This window comes from Pseudomonas sp. B21-023 (genome assembly GCF_024749165.1).
GTDB lineage: Bacteria > Pseudomonadota > Gammaproteobacteria > Pseudomonadales > Pseudomonadaceae > Aquipseudomonas.
Window position 1 is genome coordinate 3,279,329 of the sequence record NZ_CP087190.1, and the last position, 14,455, is coordinate 3,293,783.

At 67.9% G+C, this 14,455-nt stretch carries 13 protein-coding genes; 10 read left to right on the top strand and 3 right to left on the bottom strand.

The genetic code is table 11. The annotated features are described in order from the left end of the window. Positions 1-97: 97 nt before the first annotated feature. The 4 genes from LOY42_RS14665 (at position 98) to LOY42_RS14680 (ending at position 6,246) form a co-directional block, all read left to right on the top strand. A complete protein-coding gene (locus tag LOY42_RS14665; RefSeq protein WP_139670867.1) occupies positions 98-691 on the top strand; it encodes a TetR/AcrR family transcriptional regulator in 594 nt (197 codons plus the stop codon). A gap of 142 nt (positions 692-833) precedes the next feature. Beyond that, positions 834-3,239, top strand: coding sequence for a glucose/quinate/shikimate family membrane-bound PQQ-dependent dehydrogenase (locus LOY42_RS14670; protein WP_258598067.1), 2,406 nt, complete (start codon positions 834-836; stop codon positions 3,237-3,239). A gap of 109 nt (positions 3,240-3,348) precedes the next feature. Continuing rightward, on the top strand, positions 3,349-4,599 hold the full coding sequence (locus tag LOY42_RS14675; protein WP_139670862.1) for a carbohydrate porin: 1,251 nt from the start codon (positions 3,349-3,351) through the stop codon (positions 4,597-4,599). 249 nt (positions 4,600-4,848) lie between these two features. Then, the gene (locus LOY42_RS14680) at positions 4,849-6,246 is read left to right on the top strand and encodes an APC family permease (RefSeq protein ID WP_139670860.1); all 1,398 of its coding nucleotides are present in this window, start codon (positions 4,849-4,851) and stop codon (positions 6,244-6,246) included. Between the two features lie 6 nt (positions 6,247-6,252). Here LOY42_RS14680 and LOY42_RS14685 read toward each other — a convergent pair whose 3' ends face one another. Then, on the bottom strand, positions 6,253-7,266 hold the full coding sequence (locus LOY42_RS14685) for an AraC family transcriptional regulator (protein WP_139670858.1): 1,014 nt from the start codon (positions 7,264-7,266) through the stop codon (positions 6,253-6,255). A gap of 170 nt (positions 7,267-7,436) precedes the next feature. Between LOY42_RS14685 and LOY42_RS14690 the strand changes: the two genes are divergently transcribed. The 3 genes from LOY42_RS14690 to LOY42_RS14700 are packed head-to-tail and all read left to right on the top strand — an operon-like array spanning position 7,437 to position 10,084. After that, complete coding sequence (locus tag LOY42_RS14690) at positions 7,437-8,621, top strand: acetyl-CoA C-acyltransferase family protein (protein WP_139670856.1); 1,185 nt, start codon at positions 7,437-7,439, stop codon at positions 8,619-8,621. A 14-nt stretch (positions 8,622-8,635) separates the two neighbouring features. After that, on the top strand, positions 8,636-9,484 hold the full coding sequence (locus LOY42_RS14695) for a 3-hydroxybutyryl-CoA dehydrogenase (protein WP_111532398.1): 849 nt from the start codon (positions 8,636-8,638) through the stop codon (positions 9,482-9,484). A 12-nt stretch (positions 9,485-9,496) separates the two neighbouring features. Then, entirely contained in the window at positions 9,497-10,084 is a 588-nt protein-coding gene (locus tag LOY42_RS14700; RefSeq protein WP_258598071.1) for a TetR/AcrR family transcriptional regulator, read from the top strand. Between the two features lie 36 nt (positions 10,085-10,120). Here LOY42_RS14700 and LOY42_RS14705 read toward each other — a convergent pair whose 3' ends face one another. Continuing rightward, positions 10,121-10,873, bottom strand: coding sequence for an anti-sigma factor (locus tag LOY42_RS14705; RefSeq protein ID WP_258598073.1), 753 nt, complete (start codon positions 10,871-10,873; stop codon positions 10,121-10,123). Further along, positions 10,870-11,388, bottom strand: a complete 519-nt coding sequence (locus LOY42_RS14710) for a sigma-70 family RNA polymerase sigma factor (protein ID WP_139670850.1) — start codon at positions 11,386-11,388, stop codon at positions 10,870-10,872. Before LOY42_RS14710 ends, LOY42_RS14705 begins: the two co-directional genes overlap by 4 nt. 133 nt (positions 11,389-11,521) lie before the next feature. Here LOY42_RS14710 and LOY42_RS14715 point away from each other — a divergent pair, with 133 nt between their 5' ends. The 3 genes from LOY42_RS14715 to LOY42_RS14725 all read left to right on the top strand — a co-directional run bounded on the left by LOY42_RS14715 (position 11,522) and on the right by LOY42_RS14725 (position 14,395). Continuing rightward, complete coding sequence (locus tag LOY42_RS14715) at positions 11,522-12,568, top strand: catalase family peroxidase (protein WP_258598075.1); 1,047 nt, start codon at positions 11,522-11,524, stop codon at positions 12,566-12,568. Then, entirely contained in the window at positions 12,565-13,098 is a 534-nt protein-coding gene (locus LOY42_RS14720) for a cytochrome b (protein WP_258598077.1), read from the top strand. The genes LOY42_RS14715 and LOY42_RS14720 overlap by 4 nt, the downstream gene beginning before the upstream one ends. A gap of 79 nt (positions 13,099-13,177) precedes the next feature. Beyond that, positions 13,178-14,395, top strand: a complete 1,218-nt coding sequence (locus LOY42_RS14725) for an MFS transporter (protein ID WP_139670843.1) — start codon at positions 13,178-13,180, stop codon at positions 14,393-14,395. The last annotated feature ends 60 nt before the right edge of the window (positions 14,396-14,455 follow it).

Consider the following 14,455-nt stretch of genomic DNA (forward strand, 5'->3'; position numbering starts at 1 on the left):
ACCTCCAATTGACATACGCCGCGTATGCTAATGCTATTTATTGACATACGCAACGTATGCTAATTTGCATCCATCGTTTTTTTTCATCGGAGCCTCAATGCCCACCCCACGCCGCAGCCGCGCCGCCATGAGCGCCGACACCACCGAACGGCTGATCGCCGTCGCCCGTCGCCAGTTCGCCGAAAAAGGCTTTGCCGCCGTGGTGATGGACGAACTGTGCGCTGAAGCCGACCTCACCCGCGGCGCCCTGCACCACCACTTCGGCGGCAAGGCCGGGCTGTTCACCGCCGTGGTGCAACACCTGCTCGACGAGATCAACCAGGCCATCGATGCCCGCTACGCCACCCACGCCGATCCGTGGGAGGGCTATATCGACACCTGCCTGTACTACTACGACCTGCTGCATGAACCAGCACTGCGGCGCATCCTGTTGCAGGATGCCCCCGGCGTGCTCGGCCCGCGCCTGCGCGAGATGGAAGAGGCCAGCTACATCGGTCCCATGGCTCAGGGCCTGGTCGAGTTGCAGCAGGCCGGCAGGCTGCGCGCGTTCGATGCCGTGGCCATGGCCCACCTGCTCAACGGCGCCATGGGCGACAGCGGTATCTGGGTGATTGCCCAGGACGATCCGCAGGCGGCCGCCGAACGCGTGAAAGGGGCGTTGCGCTGCGTGCTGGAGGGGTTGCAGGCCTGACGCCATTCGCATGTTGCAGCGCAGGGGCTCCAGCAGGTCTGCACGCCCCTGCGACAATCGGTCCCGATTTAAAATGTACTAACTTGTTAATTAGCTTGCTAAGGGATTAAACTGCCGGCATTCCACCTGCGAGATCCCTGGCATGAAAGACTCCCCCCGCGCCCGTGGCGCCTCAACCTTCATCCTGGTCTGCCTGGGCGTTGTCATCGCCCTGCTCGGCCTGCTCCTGGCTGCCGGCGGCCTCAAGCTGGCCGGCCTGGGCGGCTCCTGGTACTTCCTGACCGGCGGCCTGGCCATGGCCCTCGCCGGCCTGCTCATCGCCCGAGGCAAACCCGCCGGCGCCTGGCTGTACGCCCTGTTCCTCGCCGGCACCGCGATCTGGGCCGTGGCCGACAGCGGACTGGTGTTCTGGCCGCTGTTCTCGCGCCTGTTCATGTTCGCCGCCATCGGCCTGGTGGTCGCGCTGGTTTACCCGCTACTGGTGCGCCACAAGGCGCGCGGTGCCTATGGCATCGCCGGCTTGCTGGCCGTGGCCCTGGCGATCGCCGCCGGCAACATGTTCGTTGCCCACCCCAGCGTCGCCCCCACCGGCAACGGCCCGGGCCTGACGCCGGTGGAGCCCGGCCAGCAACAGAAGGACTGGGCCCACTACGGCAACACCGAAGGCGGCAGCCGTTTCGCCGCCCTGGACCAGATCAACCGCGGCAACGTCGACAAGCTCAAGGTCGCCTGGACCTACCACACCGGCGACGTCGCCCTCAGCGACGGCAATGGCGCCGAAGACCAGCTCACCCCGCTGCAGGTCGGCGACAAGGTGTTCATCTGCACCCCGCACAACAACCTGATCGCGCTGGACGCCGACACCGGCAAGCAGCTGTGGAAGAACGCCATTAACGCCCAGTCCAAGGTCTGGCAGCGTTGCCGTGGCATGGCCTACTTCGACGCCACCACGCCGATCGCCCAACCGAGCCAGCCGAACAGTTCACCGATCACTCTGGCCAGCGTGCCGGCCGGCGCCAACTGCCAGCGCCGCCTGCTGACCAACACCATCGATGGCCGCCTGATCGCCGTCGACGCCGACACCGGCGCGTTCTGCCAGGGCTTCGGCGAAAACGGCCAGGTCGACCTCAAGGCCGGCCTGGGCGATGTCCCGGACTCCTACTACCAGCTGTCCTCGGCACCGCTGATGGCCGGTACTACCGTGGTGGTCGGCGGGCGCGTGGCCGACAACGTGCAGACCGACATGCCCGGCGGCGTCATCCGTGGCTTCGACGTGATCAGCGGGGCCCAGCGCTGGGCCTTCGACCCCGGCAACCCGGAAGACCGCGCTGCCCCGCAAGGCGACGGCACCTACGTGCGCAGCACTCCCAACAGCTGGGCGCCGATGTCGTACGATCCGGCGATGAACACCGTGTTCTTGCCGATGGGCTCCTCGTCCACCGATATCTACGGCGTGGAGCGCAGCAGGCTTGACCACACCTACGGCGCCTCGGTGCTGGCCCTGGACGCCACCACCGGCAACCAGAAGTGGGTCTACCAGACCGTGCACAACGACCTCTGGGACTTCGACCTGCCGATGCAGCCAAGCCTGATCGACTTCACCAAGGATGACGGCAGCAGCGTGCCGGCCGTGGTGATCGGCACCAAGGCCGGGCAGATCTACGTGCTCGACCGCGCCACCGGCAAGCCGCTCACGCAGGTCGATGAAGTGCCGGTCAAGCCAAGCAACATCCCCAACGAGCCATACTCGCCAACCCAGCCGAAATCGGTAGGCATGCCGCAGATCGGCGCGCAGACCCTGACCGAGTCGGACATGTGGGGCGCCACGCCCTATGACCAGCTGCTGTGCCGCATAGATTTCAAGAAGATGCGCTACGACGGCCTCTACACCGCGCCCGGCACCGACCTGTCGCTGAGCTTCCCGGGCTCGCTGGGCGGGATGAACTGGGGCAGCATTTCCACCGACCCGGTGCATGGTTTCATCTTCGTCAACGACATGCGCCTGGGCCTGTGGATCCAGATGATCCCGTCGCAGAACAAGGGTGATGTCGCCGCCGGTGGCGAGGCGTTGAATACCGGCATGGGCGCGGTGCCGCTCAAGGGCACCCCGTATGCGGTGAACAAGAACCGCTTCCTGTCGGTGGCTGGCATCCCGTGCCAGGCACCGCCGTTCGGTACCCTGACCGCCATCGACATGAAGACCCGCCAGGTCGCCTGGCAGGTGCCGGTGGGCACCGTCGAGGACACCGGCCCCCTGGGCATCCGCATGCACCTGCCGATCAAGATCGGCCTGCCGACGCTCGGCGGCACCCTGTCCACCCAGGGAGGCCTGGTGTTCATCGCCGGCACCCAGGATTTCTACCTGCGCGCCTACGACAGCAGCAACGGCAGCGAGATCTGGAAAGCCCGCCTGCCGGTCGGCAGCCAGGGCGGCCCGATGACCTATGTGTCGCCCAGGACCGGCAAGCAGTACGTGGTGGTCACTGCCGGCGGTGCGCGCCAGTCGACCGACCGCGGCGACTATGTGATGGCGTACGCATTGCCATAAATCGCGTCGCCTGTATCGCCGGCAAGCCGGCTCCCACAGGGTGCGCGCACTCACTGTGGGAGCCGGCTTGCCGGCGATGAGGCCCTTTCAGACCACCCGAGACTTCGCAATGTCATCCGTTTCACGCCTCACCCCCACCCTGCTCCTTGCCCTCGCCAGCACCACTGCATTCGCCGCCGACAACACCCTGACCGGCGACTGGGGCGGCCTGCGCCACCAGCTCGCGGCAGACGGCATCACCTTCACCGGCGACTACAGCGGCGAGACCGCCTACAACGCCCACGGCGGCCTGCACCGTTCGGCCCGCTACTCGCAGAACCTCAAGCTGGGCGCGCAGTTCGACCTGTCGAAACTGTACGGCCTCGACAACGGCGGCAAGGTCCAGCTGACCATCAACGACCGCCGCGGCAACAGCGCCTCGGAGGACCTGGTGGGCAACCGCCTGCCGATCCAGGAAAACTACGGTGGCCTCTACACCCGCCTCACCGAACTGAGCTACGAGCGCAACCTGTCGCCTTCGCTCAACCTCAAGCTCGGCTACATGGCCATGGGCAACGACCTCGGCGGGCTGGACAGCGGCATCCTGTGCAACTTCATGAACGCCGGCTTCTGCGGCCACCCGCTGAACATGTCCGGCGGCAGCGGCTGGACCAACTACCCCAACGCTCACCTCGGCGCGCGGCTCAAGTACGACCTGGCGCCGGACTGGCAACTGCGCGTTGCGGCGTTCAACGTCGACCCCGAGAGCAACGGCAATTCCAGCCGTGCCTGGCACCTGGGGCCCAAGCACAGCACCGGCACCGTGCTCCCGCTGGAACTGGTGTACAAGCTGCGTGGCGAGCTGCCGGGCGAATACAAGGTCGGCTACTACTACGACAGCTCGAACGTGAAACGCATCGGCAGCAGCGAGGAAGTCGCCGGTCGCGGTGGCCATTACCTGCTGGTCGACCAGGCCGTGTGGAACGACCCGGCATTACCAGGGCGCAGCCTGCACGCCTTCGGCCAGTACTCGGCGTCGAGCAAGGCCGCCTCGCCATTCACCAAGTGGTACGGTGCCGGCATGGTGCTGTACCAGCCGTTCGCGGGCCGGCCTCGGGATACCGTGGCGCTGGGTTACGGGCGCGCAGTGCCGAACCCGCGCAGCCGCGACGTGCTCGAGAATGCCGCATTCAATGCCGGCCAGCCATTCCCCGACATCGACAGCGCCGAGCAACTGATTGAGCTGAGCTACGGCTACCAGGCCACGCCGTGGCTGAACCTGCGCCCGGACGTGCAGTACATCGTCGAGCCGGGGGCGTTTTCCGGGAAGGACATCGACAACGCGCTGGTGCTCGGCTTGCAGGTCAAGGCGACATTCTGAGCACCAGGGCCGCCCTGCGGCCCTTTCGCCGGCAAGCCGGCTCCCACACCGACCGCGTAAACCTCAAGCCTTGCGCTGTCCCTGTGGGAGCCAGCTTGTCGTGGCGACGAACCACGGCGAAAGGAATGCGCAACAACCCCCGGCCAACCCAGCTTTTTCCTCTGCACCAACCACATATTTACTAATTTCCCCGCCTGCCACCCTGTCCCAGTATCTGCGCACTAAAACAACAAAGAGCGGGGAACTGTCATGAGTGCAAGTGCGTCCGTGCCTGCCAGCGTGCAGCACGATCAAGCCGGCTTTCGCCGGGTCCTGGGGCTGGGCTCGCTGCTGGCGGTAGCCGTCGGCCTGGTGGTGTCGCAAGGGGTGATGGTGATGATGCTGCAGGGGGTCGGCGCCGCCGGCCTGGGCTTCATCGTGCCGTTGGGGCTGGCCTACCTGCTGGCCCTGAGCTATGCGTTCTCCTTCTCCGAGTTGGCCCTGCTGGTGCCGCGCGCCGGCAGCCTGTCGAGCTACACCGAGGTGGCGCTGGGGCACTTCCCGGCAATCCTCGCGACCTTCTCCGGCTACGTGGTGGTGGCCATGTTCGCCCTGTCGGCCGAGTTGCTGCTGCTCGACCTGATCGTCGGCAAGGTCTACCCCGGGGTGTTCCCGCAGTATTCGGTGGCCTTCGGCGTACTTGCCCTGTTCACCGCCCTCAACCTCATGGGCATCGACATCTTCGCCAAGCTGCAGAGCGCCATGGCCGTGGTCATGGTGATCGTGCTGCTGATCCTCGGCGTTGCCGCGATCAGCGAAGGGCATGCCGACGGTGTCACCACCACCCTGCTGCAGGGCGACTGGAACCCCATGGGCGCCGGGGTGCTGGCCCTGACCGCCATGGCCGTGTGGGGCTTCGTCGGCGCCGAGTTCGTCTGCTCGCTGGTGGAGGAAACCCGCAAGCCCGAGCGCAACATCCCGCGCGCGATGATCATCGGCCTGACCGTGATCTTCGCCACCATCGGCCTGTACGGCCTCGGCGCGCTGTTCCTGGTGCCACGCGAGGCGCTGGGCAGCGATGCCCTGCCCCACTACCTGTTCGCCACCACGGTGTTCGGCAAGACCGGCGAGGTGTTCCTGGTGATCGCCGCAGTCACCGCCACCTGCAGCACCCTCAACACCTCGCTGGCGGCCATCCCGCGCATGCTCTACGGCATGGCCTGCAATGGCCAGGCGTTCCCCCAGTTCAAGCAGCTCAGCCCGCGCGCCCGTACACCTTGGGTCGCCGTGCTGTTCGTGGCGGCGATCACCGGGCTGCCGATCCTGCTGATGGGCCAGGACGCTGCGGCGATCAACCTGTTGCTGCTGGCCGCCGCGCTGGCCTGGCTGCTGGCCTACATCATCGTGCACCTGGACGTGATCGCCCTGCGCCATCGTTACCCGCACCTGGCTCGGCCGTTCCGCACGCCGTTCTATCCGCTGCCGCAACTGTTCGGCATCGGCGGCATGCTGTATGCGATCTGGAACGCATCGCCCAGCCCCGAGATGAGCCTGAAGATCTACGGCACCGCCGGGCTGGTGCTGGCGGTGGTTTCACTGATCGCGGTGGTGTGGATCAAAGCGGTGATGAAGAAACCGTTGTTCAAGCCCGAGCCCTTGCGGCACTGACTGCCATCAAGCCGATGCGGCGCGCCTGGCCCGGTAGCTGCCCGGGCTTTGCCCGGTCCACTTCTTGAACGCCCGGTGAAACGCGCTGGGCTCCTGGAAGCCGGTGTGCTCGGCGATCTCGGCGATGCTCAGGTGGCCTTCGCGCAGCAGCTCGAAGGCCATTGCCCGGCGCACCTCGTCCTTGATCTGCTGGTAGGAGCGCCCCTCGCGCTCCAGCTGGCGGCGAAAGCTGCTGGCGCTGAGCTTCTGCCGTGCGGCCATGGCGTCGAGCGTCGGCCACTGTCCGTAATGCAGGGCGCGCAAATGCCGATAGACCTCCGCCACCCGGCCATTCTGGTTGCGAAAGCGGATCACCAGCCCCTGCGGCGCGCTGCGCAGAAAGCCCTTCAACCCCGCCAGATCCTGCACCACCGGCAGGCGCAGCCAAGCGCTGTCGAACTCCACCTCGGTGCGCCCGCTGCCCAGGCGCAGGTCCGGCCCCCAGAGCAATGCGTCATCCTCCTGCGCCGGGCGCGCCAGGGCCAGCTCGGTACGGTCTATGGCGATGCGTCGGCCGGCCAGCCAGCACAGCAGGCCGATCACCAGCACCAGGTAGGTTTCCTCGGCGTAGACCCGGGTCAGCGGATCGGCGATGCTCGACTGCACACTGATCACGGTGCGCGCGCCACGCACCGTGACATTGCCGTTCAAGTCACGCAGGAACAGGGCGAAACTGCCCAGGCACTGGCGCAGCGCCTTGCCCAGGGTCGGTTCCTGGATCAACCCGCGACAGATCAGGGCGAAGCTGCCCAGGGGCATGCCGTGGCTGTCGAGTTGGAAGAACTCATCGTGCAGCTCGTCGATCAGCGCCAGCCACAGCTGGGCGAAGGCCTTGGCCGGCACCCGCGCCAGCGGCTGGGCCAGTACCTGCGGGTCGATGCCCACCGCCCGCAGATGGGCGTCCCGCGCCTGGGGCCGGTCGCGCAGGGCGTGGACCATGGCATTGAGGAAGTACACCGCGACCGTGTCGCTATCGCGCATGGCAAATGTCCGCTGTCTATGCTGAGTGGCAAAAAATGCCAGGTTGTCTGAACAGATCCGGCATAGGCCGCCCGCGGGCCTTTGCCTAGACTCGATCCACCCCGCAGGGTGTGGGCGCCATTCTCGCAGAGCCTCCCGCGCCCCGCCACGCCTTCGAATACGGAGCCCCCATGAGCAGCACAGAAATCTTCGTCGTCAGTGCGGTACGTTCGGCCATCGGCAGCTTCGGCGGTTCGCTCAAGGACCTGCCGCTGGCCGACCTCGCCACCCAGGTCACCCGCGCCGCCATCGAGCGTTCGGGCGTGTCCGCCGAGCAGATCGGCCACGTGGTGATGGGCAACGTGATCCCCACCGAACCACGCGATGCCTACCTGGGCCGGGTCGCGGCAATGAACGCCGGCATTCCCAAGGAAACCCCGGCCTTCAGCGTCAACCGCCTGTGTGGCTCGGGCCTGCAGGCCATCGTCTCGGCTGCCCAGGGCCTGCTGCTGGGTGACAGCGACATCGCCCTGGCCGCCGGCGCCGAAGCCATGAGCCGCGGCCCCTACCTGCTGCCGCAGGCGCGCTGGGGCGCACGCATGGGCGACCTGCAGGGCATCGACTACATGGTCGGCATCCTCCAGGACCCGTTCGAGCACTTCCACATGGGCATCACCGCCGAGAACGTCGCGGCGGCCCATGGCATCAGCCGCCAGATGCAGGATGAAGTCGCCCTGACCAGCCAGCACCGCGCCGCCCGCGCCATCGCCGAAGGCCGCTTCGACGGCCAGATCGTGCCGATCGAGATCAAGACTCGCAAAGGCAGCGTGCAGTTTGCCGTGGACGAGAACGTGCGCACCGATGCCAGCGCCGAACAACTGGCCGGCATGAAGCCGGTGTTCAAGAAGGACGGCACGGTCACCGCCGGCAACGCCAGCAGCATCAACGACGGCGCCGCCGGCCTGGTCCTGGCCAGCGGCGACGCCGTGCGCCGCCAGGGCCTCAAGCCGCTGGCGCGGATCGTCGCCTACGCCCACGCCGGCGTGGAGCCGGCGCTGATGGGCCTGGGCCCGATCCCGGCGACGCAGAAGGTGCTGGAGAAAGCCGGCCTGAAGGTCAGCGACCTGGACGTGATCGAGTCCAACGAAGCTTTCGCCTCGCAGGCCTGTGCCGTGGCCCGCGCCCTGGGCTTCGACCCGGAAAAGGTCAACCCCAACGGCTCGGGCATTTCCCTCGGCCACCCGGTCGGCGCCACCGGCGCAATCATCGCCACCAAGGCCATCCATGAACTGCACCGCGTGCAGGGCCGCTACGCCCTGGCCACCATGTGCATCGGTGGCGGTCAAGGCATCGCCATCGTCTTCGAACGCGTTTGACAGGAGTCAGCAGCATGAACATCGAACACATCGCCGTGATCGGCGCAGGCACCATGGGCAACGGCATCGCCCAGGTGTGCGCGCTGGCCGGCTACCAGGTCCTGCTGGTGGACGTTTCCGACGCGGCGCTGGAGCGTGGCGTGGCGACCCTGGGCAAGAACCTCGAGCGCCAGGTCGGCAAGGGCACCATCGACGCCGACAAGGCCAGCGCGGCCAAGGCGCGCATCCGCACCAGCACCGACTACGCCCAGCTGGCCAGCGCGCAACTGGTGATCGAGGCGGCCACCGAGAACCTCGCCCTCAAGCAGCGCATCCTGCAGCAGGTGGCGGCCAACGTCGGAGCCGAGTGCCTGATTGCCACCAACACCTCGTCGCTGTCGGTGACCCAACTGGCGGCCAGCATCGAGCAGCCGCAGCGCTTCATCGGTGTGCACTTCTTCAACCCGGTGCCAATGATGGCGCTGGTCGAAATCATCCGTGGCCTGCAGACCAGCGACGCGACCTATGCCCAGGCATTGCTGGTCACCGAGCGGCTCGGCAAGACCCCGATCACCGCCGGCAACCGCCCAGGCTTCGTGGTCAACCGCATCCTGGTGCCAATGATCAACGAAGCGATCTTCGTGTTCCAGGAAGGCCTGGCCAGCGCCGAGGACATCGACACCGGCATGCGCCTGGGCTGCAACCAGCCGATCGGCCCGCTGGCCCTGGCCGACCTGGTGGGCCTGGACACGCTGCTGGCGATCATGGAGGCCTTCCATGAAGGCTTCAACGACAGCAAGTACCGCCCCGCGCCGCTGCTCAAGGAAATGGTTGCCGCCGGCTACCTGGGGCGCAAGAGCGGTCGCGGCTTCTTCACCTACTAGAGGAACCGCGCCATGGCCCCGGTCACTGCGGCGCCGCGCTGCGCCAATTTCGAGGAGCGGCGGGACCGGGCCATGGCCCTGTTCGCCGAGAAAGGCTTCGGCCAGGTCAGCATGCGTGAGCTGGCGGCGCACGTGGGCTTGACCGCAGGCTCGCTGTACCACCATTTCCCCAGCAAGCAGGACCTTTTGTACGACCTTATAGAGGAGTTGTACGAGGAGCTGCAGGCCACCCTCAACCAGGGCCGCCGGGCGCGGGCCCAGGGCAAGCCGGTACTGGCCTGCCTGATCGCCGCGCACTGGCAGTTGCATGGCGAGCGGCCGTTGCAGTTTCGCCTGGCCGAGCGGGATTTCTGCTGCCTGAGCGAGGACCAGCAGGCACGCCTTGCGGGATTGCGCGAACGCTACGAAACCGGGCTACTGCGCCTGATTGCGCCGCAGGCGCGGTTGGCCGGGGAAACCCTGGCGGCCACCGGGCATGTGCTGGCGACGCTGTTGAACCAGTTGCCCGGGATGTTGCGCGGCAAGGGCCTGGGTGAAGCCGAGGGCGTTGGGTTGATGGAGGGGCTGGTGGTGGGCGCCATGGAAAGGACGCTCGGTTAGCGCTGTGATCACCCGGGCGAGCGCTGCCCAAGCCGCCTACAGACTGACCCCCAGCGCCCGGCGCAGCTGCTCGCCACGGGCATCGTCCGCCGCGCTGACCAGGGCAAAGTTGTAATCGCCATGGGACCAGTAGCGAGCCTCCAGCTGGCCATCGGTGCGCTGGCCGGTAGGCATGCGCTCGAAATGCTCGCCGGGAGAGCGCAGGAACAGGCTGATGCGCTGCCCCTGGCGATCCTCGAACACCAGCAACGCCGCTGGCCCCGCCTCGTTGCTCAACAGCCGAGCCCCTACCGGCTGGAAGCCATAACCCGCCAGGTCCGGCAAGCGGCCGACACGGTTGAAGTGGGTTCTCAGCCAAGCCTGCAGGCGTGCCGGCTCGCGGGCCTCGATGTCCAGTGTGCTGGCCTCGGCGAACAACCTGTGGGCCTGCACCGCGTCGGCCATGGGCAGCATGCCGGCGAACAGCGTCGCCTCACGCGCCTGCCAGCCGCCCAACCCGCCCAGGCCTACCGCCAGCATCAGCACCGCCGCTACTGCCAGGCGGCGCTGCCGGCGTTGACGCAGGCGGCGACGCAGCGGGGCCAGGTCAAGCTCCGGATCGCTCGGCCGCTCGCCAAAGCCGGCCAGCGCCGCCCGCAGGCGTCGAGCGTCGGCACGCCAGGCCTCGATGCGCACGGCCTCCTGCGGATTGGCGGCCAGCCAAGCCTCCACCTCGGCCCGGCGCGCCGGCTCCAGGCGCTCGTCGACATAGGCGTGCAGTTCGTGTTCGGTGGGGATCAGGCGTGTCATTTGAGTCTCCGCAAGGCCGGGGGCGTAGGGCTGCCCTCGGTCAGTTCACGCAGGGCGGCACGGGCACGCGACAGGCGCGACATCACCGTGCCGATGGGGATGCCAAGCGTCTCGGCCGCCTCCTTGTAGCTCAAGCCTTCGACACTGACCAGCAACAGCAATGCCCGCTGCTCGGGCGACAAGCGGGCGAAGGCCTGCAGGTCGGCCTGGGCCAGCACGATGCTCTCGATCTCGCCGCCCGCCGCTTCCTCGGCCTGGCCCCGGCCGAACCAGGCCAGCCAGCGCGCATGCAGGCGCTCGCGGCGCTTGCCGTCGAGGAACAACCGGTAAAGGATGGTGAACAGCCAGGGGCGCAGGCTGTCGGCATCACGCTGCTGGCCGCGACGGCTCAAGGCGCGCTCGACCGTGGCCTGGACCAGGTCGTCGGCGGTACCGGGCTCGCGGGTCAGCCACAGGGCAAAGCGGCGCAGGCGCTGCAGCAGCTCGCGCCATTGTTGGTCGTCCAGATCGTGCATGGTAGGGTTCCGGGGCCCTGCGGGCTGTCAGTGTACAAGGCAGACGCGCGGGCACGGAATCTATTCCCCCGCCGGGAATAAATCGTTTGCCCCTGCGTCGTACCGGTTCATTCCACCTGACCGGACCGTTCCCATGACTACTCCCCTGCACGGCCCTGCCAAGGCCCTGCGCCTGGCCGCCATCGCTGCCACGCTGGCCGCCCTGGGCGCAGGCTTCGCCTACGCCGCCGGCTGGATCGGCGCGCCAAGGCTGACCCCGCAACGCATCATCGACACCTTCGAAGCCCAGGCCGGCCACCACCCCGGCTACCGGAAGAACCATGCCAAGGGCCTGTGTGTCAGCGGTTACTTCCAGGCCAGCGGCCAGGCCACCTCGCTGTCCCGCGCCCGGGTGTTCAGCCAGCAGAAGGTGCCGGTGATCGGCCGTTTCGCCATCGGCGGCGCCAATCCGTTCGCGCCGGACACCGCCATACCGGTGCGCAGCCTGGCGGTGCAGTTGACCAGCGACGACGGCCAGGTCTGGCGCACCGGCATGAACAACCCGCCGGTACTGGCCGTAAGCACGGTCGAAGGTTTCTATGAACAGGTCCTGGCCGGCGCTCCGGACCCGGCCACCGGCAAACCCGACCCGGCCAGGCTGCAAGCCTTCTTCGCCGCCCACCCGGAGAGCGCGGCGTTTCGCCAATGGGCGGCCAGCTACAAGCCCAGCGACAGTTTCGCCAACACCGCCTACAACAGCATCAACGCCTTCCGCCTGATCGATGCCAACGGCCAGGCGCACCCGGTGCGCTGGACACTGGAGCCGCAGGCCGCTTACGCCGCTTTGCCCGCCCAGGTCGACGACAAGCAGTTCCTGCAACACGATCTGCAGCAACGCCTGGCGCAGGGCCCGCTGCGCTGGACCCTGCGCCTGACCCTGGCCGAGCCCGGCGATCCGGTGGACGACCCTGCCCGTCCCTGGCCCGCCGAACGCCGCAGCCTCAATGCCGGCACCCTGGTCCTGGAGCAGGTCGACGGCCCCGAGCAAGGCGCCTGCCGCGACCTGAACTTCGACCCGCTGATCCTGCCCCACGGCATCGAACCCTCCGCCGACCCGATCCTCGCCGCCCGCTCGGCCGCCTATTCGGTGTCGTTCAACCGCCGCAGCCACGAGTCGCTGACCGAAGGAGCCCGCCCATGAGCGCCACTGCCTTTCACCCCCTGGCCCGGCTGCTGCACTGGCTGATGGCCGTGCTGATCCTGGCCATGCTGTTCATCGGCGTGAGCATGGTCGCCGACCTGTCGCCCCGCCACCCGTGGCTGGTCGAGCTGCACAAGGCCACTGGCCTGGCCCTGCTGGTGCTGGTGATCCTGCGCATCGTCCTGCGCCTGAGCCTGGCGCACCCGCCGCTGCCTCGCGACCTGCCTCCCCTGCAGCGCCTGGCCGCCGGCGCCTCGCACCTGCTGTTGTATGGGCTGATGCTGGCCATGCCGCTGCTCGGCTGGGCGATGCTCTCGGCAGGCGGTTACCCCCGCCCGCTGCAACTGCCCGCCATCGCCCCCCACGACCTGCAGCTCTACGCCGTGCTGCGCCAGGCCCACGGCTGGGCAGGCTACCTGCTGTTCGCCACGGTGCTGGCGCACCTGGGCGCGGCCCTGGTGCATGGCCTGGTGCGCCGCGACGGCGTCTTGCGTAGCATGTGGCCAGGCCCGTTGCGTCGCGGTGAGTGAGCACCGCCGGGGCTCGACAAACATAAATAATAATCACTAACATCGGCGCTCATTTCGTCGAGCTGCCCTGGACTGCCTTATGAACGCCGCAAAGGACCCTGCCACGCTTGCCCCAGTGAGCAGCCCGCCCAGTACGTTGGACCTGCGCCCGCTGATGCTGGCCAACATGGCCTGCACCATGTCGATGATGGCCTTCGTCGCCCTGATCGGCCCGATCGCCCGCTTGCTGGGCATGGCCACCTGGCAGGCCGGCGCGGCGGTGACCGTGGCCGGCGTGGTCTGGGTGCTGCTGGCCCGGCCCTGGGGCCGCTTGGCCGATCGGCTTGGCCGGCGCCGGGTGTTGCTGCTGGGCAGCGGCGGCTTCACCCTGGCCTATTGGGTGCTGTGCCTGTTCATCGACGGCGCGTTGCGCTGGCTGCCGGGCGCGACCCTGGCCTTCTTCGGCCTGATGCTGGCACGAGGCATGATCGGCGCCTTCTATGCCGCGCTGCCGGTGGGCGGCAACGCGCTGATCGCCGATCACGTCGAGCCGCAACGCCGGGCGCGGGCCATGGCCTCGCTGGGTGCGGCCAACGCGGTCGGCCTGGTGCTGGGCCCGGCCCTGGCCGCGCTGCTGTCGCGCTACAGCCTGAGCATGCCGTTCTATGTGCTGTCGCTGCTGCCGGCCACGGCGTTCGTCGTGCTGCTGTTCAAGCTCAAGCCGCAGCCCTTGGCCCAGGCCCATGCGCCCAACCCGGTGCGACTGTCCGACCCGCGCCTGCGCAGGCCTTTGCTGGTGGCCTTCAGCGCCATGCTGAGCATCACCGTGTCGCAGATCGCCGTCGGTTTCTTCGCCCTCGACCGCCTGCAGCTCGAGGCCGGCGCCGCCGCCCAGGCCGCGGGCATCGCCTTGACCAGCGTGGGCGTGGCACTGATGCTGGCCCAGGTGTTCCTGCGCCAGTTGGAATGGCCACCTCTGAAGATGATCAAGGTCGGCGCCTGCGTATCCGGGCTCGGTTTCGCCGCCGCGGCCCTGGCCACCAGCGCGCCGTGGCTATGGGGCGCGTTCTTCATCGCCGCGTTCGGCATGGGCTTCGTGTTCCCGGCCTTTTCGGCGCTGGCGGCCAACGCCATGCACGCCAGCGAACAAGGTGCGACGGCCGGCTCGATCGGCGCCGCCCAGGGCATGGGCGCGGTGATCGGGCCACTGGCCGGCGCCCTGGTCTACGCCCTCGATCCGCGCCTGCCGTTCCTGGCCGTGGGCGCCCTGCTGTTGCTGGTCGGCCTGTGGCCGGCAGCGTCCGACCTGCGCCACTGACGCGCACAGCGCGCAAGCGTGCAGAGTGTGCTTTAATGCCTCGCCCATTATTTTTGACAC

Excerpts from the sequence above, each read along its gene's own strand:
- LOY42_RS14715 (WP_258598075.1), top strand. The coding sequence starts at position 11,522 with ATGACTACTCCCCTGCACGGCCCTGCCAAGGCCCTGCGCCTGGCCGCC.
- LOY42_RS14680 (WP_139670860.1), top strand. The coding sequence starts at position 4,849 with ATGAGTGCAAGTGCGTCCGTGCCTGCCAGCGTGCAGCACGATCAAGCC.
- LOY42_RS14670 (WP_258598067.1), top strand. The coding sequence starts at position 834 with ATGAAAGACTCCCCCCGCGCCCGTGGCGCCTCAACCTTCATCCTGGTC.
- LOY42_RS14665 (WP_139670867.1), top strand. The coding sequence starts at position 98 with ATGCCCACCCCACGCCGCAGCCGCGCCGCCATGAGCGCCGACACCACC.
- LOY42_RS14695 (WP_111532398.1), top strand. The coding sequence starts at position 8,636 with ATGAACATCGAACACATCGCCGTGATCGGCGCAGGCACCATGGGCAAC.
- LOY42_RS14675 (WP_139670862.1), top strand. The coding sequence starts at position 3,349 with ATGTCATCCGTTTCACGCCTCACCCCCACCCTGCTCCTTGCCCTCGCC.
- LOY42_RS14700 (WP_258598071.1), top strand. The coding sequence starts at position 9,497 with ATGGCCCCGGTCACTGCGGCGCCGCGCTGCGCCAATTTCGAGGAGCGG.
- LOY42_RS14685 (WP_139670858.1), bottom strand. The coding sequence starts at position 7,266 with ATGCGCGATAGCGACACGGTCGCGGTGTACTTCCTCAATGCCATGGTC.
- LOY42_RS14690 (WP_139670856.1), top strand. The coding sequence starts at position 7,437 with ATGAGCAGCACAGAAATCTTCGTCGTCAGTGCGGTACGTTCGGCCATC.
- LOY42_RS14705 (WP_258598073.1), bottom strand. The coding sequence starts at position 10,873 with ATGACACGCCTGATCCCCACCGAACACGAACTGCACGCCTATGTCGAC.
- LOY42_RS14710 (WP_139670850.1), bottom strand. The coding sequence starts at position 11,388 with ATGCACGATCTGGACGACCAACAATGGCGCGAGCTGCTGCAGCGCCTG.
- LOY42_RS14720 (WP_258598077.1), top strand. The coding sequence starts at position 12,565 with ATGAGCGCCACTGCCTTTCACCCCCTGGCCCGGCTGCTGCACTGGCTG.
- LOY42_RS14725 (WP_139670843.1), top strand. The coding sequence starts at position 13,178 with ATGAACGCCGCAAAGGACCCTGCCACGCTTGCCCCAGTGAGCAGCCCG.